The 10,011-nt window shown below is 68.2% G+C and carries 7 protein-coding genes and 1 pseudogene; 6 read left to right on the forward strand and 2 right to left on the reverse strand.

All coding sequences use genetic code 11. From position 1 onward, the window contains the following. Window positions 1-230: 230 nt before the first annotated feature. Window positions 231-1,613 carry an IS1380 family transposase gene (locus tag V6V89_RS40270; RefSeq protein WP_334624970.1) on the reverse strand — a complete coding sequence of 461 codons (1,383 nt, stop codon included), beginning with the start codon at window positions 1,611-1,613 and terminating at the stop codon, window positions 231-233. A gap of 313 nt (window positions 1,614-1,926) precedes the next feature. Between V6V89_RS40270 and V6V89_RS40275 the strand changes: the two genes are divergently transcribed. Together V6V89_RS40275 and V6V89_RS40280 are read left to right on the forward strand one after the other, a co-directional pair. Next, window positions 1,927-2,793 carry an IS110 family transposase gene (locus V6V89_RS40275; RefSeq protein ID WP_334624971.1) on the forward strand — a complete coding sequence of 289 codons (867 nt, stop codon included), beginning with the start codon at window positions 1,927-1,929 and terminating at the stop codon, window positions 2,791-2,793. A 107-nt stretch (window positions 2,794-2,900) separates the two neighbouring features. Next, window positions 2,901-4,431 (forward strand): annotated as a pseudogene (locus V6V89_RS40280) (IS1634 family transposase). A 728-nt stretch (window positions 4,432-5,159) separates the two neighbouring features. On the opposite strand, the gene V6V89_RS40285 reads toward V6V89_RS40280, so the two are convergent. Then, window positions 5,160-5,810: a TetR/AcrR family transcriptional regulator gene (locus V6V89_RS40285; RefSeq protein WP_334624972.1), complete on the reverse strand. Its 651-nt coding sequence runs from the start codon at window positions 5,808-5,810 to the stop codon at window positions 5,160-5,162. A 208-nt stretch (window positions 5,811-6,018) separates the two neighbouring features. Here V6V89_RS40285 and V6V89_RS40290 point away from each other — a divergent pair, with 208 nt between their 5' ends. From V6V89_RS40290 to V6V89_RS40305, 4 genes are all read left to right on the forward strand, one after another. Further along, window positions 6,019-6,546 (forward strand): low temperature requirement protein A, encoded by a 528-nt coding sequence (locus V6V89_RS40290; protein WP_334624973.1) that lies wholly within the window; start codon window positions 6,019-6,021, stop codon window positions 6,544-6,546. A 209-nt stretch (window positions 6,547-6,755) separates the two neighbouring features. Continuing rightward, the gene (locus V6V89_RS40295) at window positions 6,756-7,469 is read left to right on the forward strand and encodes an SDR family oxidoreductase (protein WP_334624974.1); all 714 of its coding nucleotides are present in this window, start codon (window positions 6,756-6,758) and stop codon (window positions 7,467-7,469) included. A gap of 92 nt (window positions 7,470-7,561) precedes the next feature. Next, window positions 7,562-8,377: an oxidoreductase gene (locus V6V89_RS40300; RefSeq protein ID WP_334624975.1), complete on the forward strand. Its 816-nt coding sequence runs from the start codon at window positions 7,562-7,564 to the stop codon at window positions 8,375-8,377. A 224-nt stretch (window positions 8,378-8,601) separates the two neighbouring features. Next, the gene (locus tag V6V89_RS40305; RefSeq protein WP_334624976.1) at window positions 8,602-9,609 is read left to right on the forward strand and encodes an alpha/beta fold hydrolase; all 1,008 of its coding nucleotides are present in this window, start codon (window positions 8,602-8,604) and stop codon (window positions 9,607-9,609) included. The last annotated feature ends 402 nt before the right edge of the window (window positions 9,610-10,011 follow it).

Raw genomic sequence — 10,011 nt, forward strand, 5'->3', positions numbered from 1 at the left:
CAATTGACCCGCACGAGGCACACCACGACCAACGACCGAATTGCCCCTAAGTTACCGGTATTGAGGCTAGCCTCGATCATTCGCGCGTCTGACGCGGCGGCTTCGCCTGCTTGGTGTCATCGTTGTTGGTCGATGGTTATCGGTTGCGGGCAGGTTGGGTGGCCGACTGTCGCGCCGGTTGGCGTGGTCTCCTGGGGTTCTCCGGTCGTTGGGTCAGCGGCTGACGCCGGTCAGCCGGGTGCGGGGATCGCCGCGATCCGGTCGAACGCGGCGGTGATTTGGGTGGCCCAGGGCCAGGTGGCCGGGATGCGAAGATAGCGGCGGCGTTGCCCGCGGGCCAGGCGGGCGGCGGTGTGCAGGATCCGGTAGCGCAGCCGTTTCGGCTCGGCCAGGGCGAGGTCGGCGTCGAGGCCGATGAGTTGGAGCCAGCAGGTGAGGTCGACGGCGATCGCCGTGGCGGTGCACCACGCCTGGTTGATGGCGAACTCGCGGGAGGGCAGCCGGCGAAGGCCGGTGTCTTTCGCGCAGCGGATCCGATCCTCGACGCGAGCGTGAGCGCGGTGGCGGGCTTCCAGCCACTGCAGTGCCCCGACTGCGGTGTTGGTGACGAACGCGGTGTAACGCCAGCCGTCGCGTTCCTCGAACAGCGATAGTTGGGCGCCGGGGTGCGGGCGTTCCCGCCGCACGATCACCCGCATCCCGTCCGGCCAACCGGTCAAGGCCGGTAGGCCGGTCAGTTCGGCGACCTGCGCGCCGTCGCGGATGCCGCCGTCGGCGTTGATCGCCGGTGACCACCCGGAGGTGGTGACGCCTGCGATGGCGGTCCGCTCGGCTTCGCCGATCGCCCAGCCGATCGAGTACTCGACCTGCCGGCCGCGTTTGGCGCCTTGCTCGACCAGCCAGTCCAGCACGGCGTGAGTCGCGGCGGCCGAGTCGCCGCGCACCAGCAGGTGTCTGCGGTGAGCGGCCGGGATCTGCGCAACCGCCTCCGCCAGGACCTGGAGATGATCCGCGGCAGTGTTCGCGCCGGCGTTGCCCGGCCGCAGCTTGATAGCGAGCAGTTCACCAGTGTTGTCGCAGGTGACCAGGATCGGATGAAACCCATAGGTGTGCTTGTAGGTCGGTGCCGCGCCTTCCTTGTCGCTGTGCGCCAGCACAATCGTGGAGTCGACGTCCAGTACGACCACCCCGTCACCGACGTCCCGGCCGGCCGCTCGCGCGGGCGGCAGCTGCTCCAGCAGTGCCCACACTCTGGCGCGGACCTGCGCGCGGGCCTTGGCGATCCGCCGCAACTGCGCGTGGCCGATCTCGTCCAGGGCACGCCAGCACGTCGCCGCCGACGCGACCGGCCCGAACACCTCATCCTGATGGCGCAGCACGTCGATGTCGCAGATCGCTTCACCACCGTCGGCGATCATCACCGCCAGGTCGACCAGCACCCGGCCTCGATCATGGGTCGGCCACCAAGCCGGCCGGGCCAACGCGCCGGAGATCGCCTGCGTCAGACCGGCCCGATCTGCCAGCATCCGCAGCAGCACCGCACCGACGTGCGACACCACACCCGTACCGTCCGCGGTGACCCGCAGATCCCTCGACCACGTCGTAGACTGCACGTCGGAAGTGCCTCCCTCGTAGAGAAACCTGTAGATGTCGCAATCACAAGTTTCCCTTGCAGGAGAGGCACTTTCGCTTCTCTACACGCCGACAACCGGCCCGTTTTGATGATCACCGCGAATCACCAAGGCTAGGTCGAGGTGGCCGGCGGGTTGCTCTCTCGCGGCTGTCCACGGCTCTTTGGGTGTGACTCTCTCATGGCGTGCGCCCGCCGGTCACCGCCGTGGGAGTGGCTCAAGAGGGGTATGCCCAGCTCAAAGTAGCGTTGCCCTCCCACAACGTCCACTGTGTACGAGTGAGGAGACGCAACGGATGGACCGTGTGGTGATCGGGATGGATCCGCACAAGCGGTCGGCCACGATCGAGGTCATCGACGAGCGAGAGCAGGTCCTCGGTCAGGGCCGGTACGGCACAGACACCGACGGCTACCAGGCGATGCTCGCGGCCGGCCGGCAGTTCCCGAACCGGGTGTGGGCGGTGGAGGGCTGCAACGGGATCGGCCGACACATCGCCCAGCGTCTGGTCGCCGACGGTGAAACCGTCCTCGACGTGCCGGCGAAGTTGTCCGCCCGGGTCCGGGTGTTCGACACCGGTCAAGGTCGCAAGACCGACCCAGTCGACGCGCACAGCGTGGCCGTGGCGGGGCTGCGCAGCCCGAACCTGCGCCCTGTGACCGCCGACGACGCCACCGTCGCCATACGCCTGCTGGTCGACCGCCGCGACGAACTCGGCCGGACCCGCACCGAAACCATCAGTCGCATCCACCAGCTGCTGCTCGAGCTCATCCCCGGCGGAGCCAAGAAGTTCCTTACCCGCGGCCAAGCCAGCTACCTGCTACGCACCGCACCAGCACCGGTCGGTATCGCCGCCCAAACCCGCCACCAGCTGGCCCGCGAACTCATCGACGAGCTCACCGTCATCGAAGCCAAGATCCGAGCCGCGGACAAAGACCTCCGCCGGCTGGTGACCGCGGCTGGCAGCTCGCTGACTGACCTCAACGGGATCGGTCCGTCCGGGGCGGCCAGGCTCATCGGCGACATCGGCGCCATCGCCCGGTTCCGCAGCGCCGCGCATTTCGCGTCCTGGAACGGCACCGCACCCATCGAGGCATCCTCCGGTGATCAGAAACGTCACCGGCTGTCCCGCGCCGGCAATCGGCGTATCAACCGTGTGCCCTGACTTGGCTCACGATTTCGCGATCCGAGGGGCCGCAGTGCGCTGACCTTGGGTTTCGTGGCGCATGGGAGAGAAATCTGCGCACTAAATCGGGGTCGTAGGGTGGGCGGATGGCCCCGTACGTGCGCACGGTGAAGATGGCGTCGGGTGCGCGGGCGGTGCAGATCGTGTACTCGTCACGGCGCGGTTCGCGCGACATCGAGCACATCGGGTCGGCGCATGACGACGCCGAGTGGGAGGTGTTAAAGGCGGCCGCGCATCAGCGGCTGGCCGCCGGGCAGGGCGAGCTCGATCTGGGCCTGGACGATGCCGGCCAGACAGCTCCGGCTGCTCCGTTGCCGATCACATCGTCGCGGATGGGCCACCTGTGCGACGCCCTGTCGCACGCCTACGAGACGCTCGGGTTCGGGCAGGCCACCGCAGGTGACGACGTGTTTCGGCAGCTCGTGCTCGCCAGGATCATCGAGCCGACCAGCAAGCTCGACAGCCTGCGCGTCCTCGAGGAAGCCGGCGTGAACCCGCCGTCGTATGCCACCGTCAAACGGCGGCTGCCGGTGTTCGCCGACCCGTCCTGGCGGCAGCAACTGGCCGCCGCCTGTGCTGCGCAGGCCGGGCTGGGCCCGGCCAGCCTGGTCCTTTACGACGTGTCGACGCTGTATTTCGAGACGGATGCCGGTGATGGGTTCCGCGAACCCGGGTTCTCCAAAGAGCGCCGCCTGGAACCGCAGATCACCATCGGCCTGCTCACTGATGCGACGGGCTTTCCGTTGCTGATCGAGGCGTTCGAGGGCAACACCGCCGAGACGCTGACCATGCTGCCGACGATCCGGGCGTTCATGAAAGCGCACCGGCTGCCCGACGTGACGATCGTGGCCGACGCGGGCATGGTCTCGGCCGCGAACCAGAAGGCCATCGAACAGGCCGGGTTGTCGTTCATCCTCGGCGCCCGCATCCCGGATGTTCCGTACGTCGTGGCCGAATGGCGGCGCGAACACCCGGGCCAGGACATCCCCGACGGGCACGTCTTCACCCAGCCGTGGCCGGCCGGCCCTGCCGACCGCCGCCGGGACCAGGGTCATCTACTACCAATACCGGGCCGACCGGGCCCGCCGGACCCTACGCGGGATCGACGAGCAGGTCGCCAAGGCCGAGAAAGCGATCGAGGGTAAGACCGCGGTCAAACGCAACCGATTCGTGCAGTTGTCCGGCGGCACCCACACGGTCAACCGGGCCCTGGAGGCCAAAGCCCGCGCCCTGGCCGGGATCAAGGGATACGTCACCAACCTGGCCACCCACCCGGACCGCAGCCCGATCACCGCCGACTTCGTGATCGGCGCCTACCACCAGCTCTTCCAGATCGAGAAGAGTTTCCGCATGTCAAAGCGCGATCTGCAAGCCCGACCGATCTACCACCATCAACGCGACTCCATCGACGCCCACCTGAGCATCGTGTTCGCCGCCCTCGCGATCAGCCGCTGGATCGAGGCCCGCACCGGTTGGTCGATCCGCAAGTTCGTCCGCACCGCACGCCGCTACCGCACCATCGAAATCCAAGCCGGCGGCCACACCATCACCGCCGCCGACCCAGTACCCGACGACCTCCGCAACGCCCTGCAAGCCATCCACCGACCTGCGCACTAATTTGAGCCCGTACGGGGCTCGAACCCGGTGGACCACACGTGGCAGAATCCAAACCGCATTCCCGCAGCTCAGGGGCCAATTGTGACGCTGCCAGCCATACGTCGACGACTGGCCTGAGCGCCATGAGTGTAGATCGGTACGCGGCCGAGCAGCCTCGCCACTTGCGCAGATTCGATTCCTGCCGGGGGCACACTGTAGATCTGCAAAATCGCAGCGTACTCGGAAAACTACTGCGCGTTCACGCGACGTACGCCCTCACATAGTGCAAACACGTGACGTGGCCCAAGCCCTGGCACCGGGGCCACGTCACGTTTCCGTTCGGCGAGACGCCAAGGGCTGGGCGGGCCACGACACCCCAGTGAGCGGCGCCAGCCCAGGTCATTCGGCGATGATCTCGCTGGGCCGCGCGAACGTGAGTGCCACGTCAGCTTTCCGTCGGATCCGGTTAGCCCGGTGCCGGATCCCAATCCACCACGACGTCGGCACGCGCAAGGTCCAGTCCGGCGGTCATCGCCCGCACCAAGCGCCGCGGAACTGGCTGCGAGGGCGCCGGTCAGCCAGCGTTTGCGGAAACTCGCGCATGATCGACATACCCCGACGCCTTGTATCGATCTTGTCGTCGGGTGTCGTCCCGAACGCCCGGCCGGTTCCTCCGCTAGGACGGACCACGCCGTGCATCGACGAGCCGGGCGACGGCACTCCCGATCGCGATGAGGCGTGCGGCTGATCTACGCGGCTGTCTGGGCGGGGGCGGTCTCGGGCGGCGCCGGGTTGTTGTCGGGCAGGGATGGGTCGAGGCCGGCGACGTCCATCAGGGCGTTGGCGGTGGTGATGGCGAGGCCGTTCAGCTCGTGTGCCTGTACGACGGATCGGGCGCTGGCTCCGTCGAAGACGATGGTCAGTTGCCGGGCCAGTAGGTCGGGGTCGTGGGCGCCGCCGCGTTGGGCCTCGTGGCGGAAGAACGCGGCGAGTCCGTCCTTCTGCCGGCGCGCGATCACGCTTGCGGGGTGTTCGGGGGATTTGGCTTGGATCGCTGTCGCGACGAAGGGGCAGCCGAGGAAGTCCTGTACCGGCTCGAGGTATTCGAGGCGTTCGAAGACGTGCAGGATCCGCGCGCGCGGTTGCCGGCCGTCGTCGGGGGCCGGTAGCAGGGCGGCCGAGTATTCGGGCGCGGCGCGTTCCAGGCTGGCGGCAACCAGGTCGTCCTTGCTGGTGAACAGCTGGTACATCGAGCGCTTGGACACGCCCGCGGCCCGGCACACCGCGTCGACGCCGACGTTGATGCCCTGCTCGTAGAACAGCTTCGCCGCGGCGTCGAGCAGCCGCTCGCGTGTTGAGGCGGCGCCGGCGGGCGCCGCGGACGGTGTCTGGTTGCCCATGAGCCCGAGAGTACCTGCTGTTCTTGCGATGTGAAAACAGATCAGTTTATAGTGAAACAGATCGGTTTCTACGTAGGAGGCCGTGGCACACCATCGCCTTTCGGAAATCGAGGAGAGCGATCATGCAGCCGACCCGCGATCGGGTGCGCCGGGATGTCGCGCCGCTGGAGTTGTTCTTCGACCTGCGTGGCTGGCGTGGTGGGCCGGGGTGGCCCTGATCGAGTTGGTCGCGACCTGGGGGCCACATCCGCTGCCCGGCCGCAGGCTGGACTCCCGGGAAGCCCCCTTCGCCGGCGGGCATCTGCTGGAGCGCGGCGGCTTATTCATGATCATCGCGTTCGGTGAGGCGGTGCTGACCACCGGAGCCGCGCTGACCGTGGCCGCCGTACGCGCCGATGACCCTGCCGGCCGCCGGCGTGGCGTTCGCCGGCACGGTCGCGTTGTTCTGGCTGTTGTTCAGTCGTTCCGAAAACGTCGTGCAGCACTACCAGCGCACCGAAGACCCGATCCGGGCCGGGCGCAGCGGCGTCTACAGCCCGATGGTCTCCGTCGCCGGACGATCGCTGCCGCGGCCGGCGATGAACGCGTCATCGCCCACCCGGCCGAGCACGCCGACATCACCACCAACGTGCTGCCGTTCGGTGGGCCCGCCCTCTACCTGGGCGCGCAGACCTGGCACGCGGCGATCCTGCTGAACGACCTGCGCCGGACCAGGGCTGGCCGCTGTTGGCGCTAGTCGTGGGCTGCGCGGTCACGCTGGCGGCTCCGGCGTGTCTCACGGCGGTCATCGCCGCGGCGATTGTCGTCGGCTGGCCGCCTCCGAAGATCGCCGGCGAGCGTCGCTGTCGGATTCCTCATAGTCCCGCACAGGCTCCCCCCTTGCGCATGGAAACAGATCTGTTTATGTTTGGGAAACAGAACGGTTTCCTCGAAGGGATTTAGTACATGACCAGCATCAACGGCTCGGTAGCACTGGTCACCGGCGGCAGCCGAGGCATCGGCAAGGCACTGGTGGCCGAGCTCTTCGCCCGCGGCGCCACCAAGGTCTACGCCACCGCCCGCGACCCGCGCGCCGTCACCCACCCGGACGCGGTGCCGCTGGCCCTGGAGCTGACCGATCCCGAGGCCGCGGCGGCCGTGGCCCGCCAGGCGCCGGACGTGACGATCCTGATCAACAATGCCGGTGCCTCGTTCGGCTCGTCGTTCCTCGACACGCCGGTCGACGACATCCGCCGCGAGTTCGACATCAACTTCTACGGGCCGCTGCACATGACCCGCGCGTTCGCACCGATCCTCGAGCGCAACGGCGGCGGCCACATCCTCACCATCCACTCGGCGCTCTCCTGGCTCTCGGTGCCCGGCGCTGATGCCTACGGCGCGTCCAAGGCGGCGCTGTGGTCGCAGACCAACGCGCTGCGCCTGACGCTGGCGTCCCGCGGCATCACCGTCACCGGGCTGCACGTGGGATACGTCGACACCGACATGACCGCCCAGGTCGACGCGCCCAAGACCTCCCCGCGCAGCGTCGCGGCCCAGGCGTTGGACGGCATCGAGGCGAACGCCCTCGAAGTCATCGCCGACGAGCTGACCCGCCAGGTCAAGGCCGGGCTCGCCGCCGACCCGGCGATCCTCTACCCCCAGGTCGCCGCCGGAAGGTAGCCGGCACGACTACCGCTCGTCCTCGTCCAGGGTGAAGTGTCTTCACCAAGCTGACAAAACTCGCAATTGTCTCACCTCCAAAGGGGATCATCATGGGGTCAAACAAGCCGATCGCGCTCGTCACGGGTGCGTCCGCGGGTATCGGGAAGGCGGTCGCTCTCGGGCTGGTGAAGGCGGGCTACGAGGTGATCGGCACCGGCCGCCGCACCTCGCACCTCACCCACCGCCCCGGCATGACATTCCTCGACCTGGACGTAACCAGCGACGAGTCGGTCACCGCCGCGGTCGCCCAGGTGATCGACCGGTACGGCCGGATCGATCTGCTGGTCAACAACGCCGGTGTGGCCTCGGCGGGAGCCGCGGAGGAAAGCTCCGTCGCGCAGGTTCAGGCGCTGTTCGACATCAACGTCTTCGGCGTCATCCGGATGACCAACGCTGTCCTGCCGCACATGCGCGCCCAGCGACGCGGCCGGATCGTCAACATCTCCTCCGTGGTCGGGTTCATCCCGGCGCCGTTCATGGCGCCCTACGCCGCCTCCAAGCACGCGATCGAGGGCTACTCCGAATCGATCGACCACGAGGTCCGTGAGTACGGCGTCCGGGTCCTGCTCGTCGAGCCAGGCTGGACCAACACCGGAATCGAGTCCAACAGCGTGCGTGCCGACAGCCCGATGGAGATCTACGCCAAGCAGCGTGCCATCGCCAACAAGCTGATCGTCGAGGCGGTCAAGGCCGGCGACGACCCGGCCGCCGTCGCCCAGGCGGTCGTCGCGGCGGCGACCGACACCAAGCCGAAGCTGCGCTACCCCGCCGGCTCGCGCGCGGGAATGGTCAGCACCATGCGGCGCGTGGTTCCCTCGCGGGCCTTCGACCGGCAGATCCGCAAGATGAACCAGCTGGCCGGCTGAAACCCACCAGCAGGCCTAACCCCGGTGGACACCGGTCCAGATGGTCCGTTGACGCGGATTCGCCCGCTGCGACCCAGACCGCATGCCGTTGCCCCGCACCGCAAGGGAGTCACCCGGCATAGACGCCGTGCACCCAGGCGTTCAACCCGCGCGCGTTGGCATGCACCGCCAATCGGCATCACCACGCCGGGTGAGTCTCCCGCATCCACTCTCAAGGAAGTGACATGTCTTCAACCAGGCTACGTACCCGCATCGCCCGGTCCGCCGCGCTGGCTTTCGCCACCATCTCGGTCGTCGGGGCCCTGACCACCGCTGCACCCGGCATGGCAACCGCCCGAACCGACACCGCGGTCTCCATCCGTTACGCCACCCAGGCGCGCAGCGCCGGCAGCGCCGCCACGGCCCCCAACCTGGACATCATCGCCGCCAATGGCGTCAGCTACCGCTACCGCCGCTTCGGCAACCCCACCGCCACCAGCGTGCCCCTGGTCTTCCTGCAGCACTACCGCGGCACCCTCGACAACTGGGACCCCCTGCTCATCGACACCATCGCTGCCAAACGCGAGGTCATCCTCGTCGACAACGTCGGTGTCGGCGGCTCCACCGGCACCACCCCCGGCACCCTCCAGCAGATGAGCCTGGACGCCATCGCCTTCATCGACGCCCTCAAACTGCCCCGCTACGACGTGCTCGGCTTCTCCCTCGGCGGCCAGGTCGCCCAGGAAGTCGCGCTGCGCCGCCCCTGGCAGGTCCGCCGCGTCGTGCTGGCCGGCACCGGCCCCCAGGGCGGCGTGGACCAGCGGGCCTCCGACCCCAAGATCCTGGCCAGCGTGCTGAGCGACAACCCCGGCCCCGCCGACCTGCTCTTCCTGTTCTTCAAGAACACCCCCACCAGCCAGACCAAGGGGGTCGAGTTCCTGCAACGCCTCGGACAGCGCACCACCGACCCCGACGCCCCCGCCAGCCTCGCCAGCCGCGACGCCCAGCTCACCGCCATGTCCGAGTGGGGCATCCCCGACAAATCCAAACTGGTGCGCCTGAACGCACTCTTCCAGCCCGTCCTGGTCGCCGACGGCGACAGCGACATCCTGATGCCCCCGGCAAACTCCCACCTGCTGGCCAAGCACCTCCCCAACGCCCACCTGAGCATCTACCCGAACGCCGGCCACGGCTTCCTCTTCCAATACCCGGTCAAGTTCGGCACCGAAGTGAACAACTTCCTCGACCGCTGACAGCACCCCGCCGGGAACCACCGCCGACACACGCACCGTGACCGCGCGGACCAGCACCCTCCGGCCGCTCTGCCCCGATCGGCGGCGAGCGGCCGGAGACCCGGCAGAACAGCCGCAAGGCCGACCCGCTACCCGACGACCTCCGCGACGCCCTCGAAGCCATCACCCGACGTGCGCACTAATTTGAGCCAAGTCGGGTGGAGCGCGCCGTAGTCCATGTTCACGGGCTGCAGGCCCGACTAGTGACAAGAGCCCGGTTGGGCGGGGAGCAGGATGGGAGCATAACGGCGCCTTGAACGGTCTTGAACGGCGTCGAATTGCCCTCAACGGTCCTGAACTGCACCCTGTACCGTTCGGAAATTCGGCCGCGGACGCTGACGTGCGGCTTTGTCCGCCGCGGGA

Source organism: Micromonospora sp. CPCC 206061 (assembly GCF_036906915.1).
GTDB lineage: Bacteria > Actinomycetota > Actinomycetes > Mycobacteriales > Micromonosporaceae > Phytohabitans.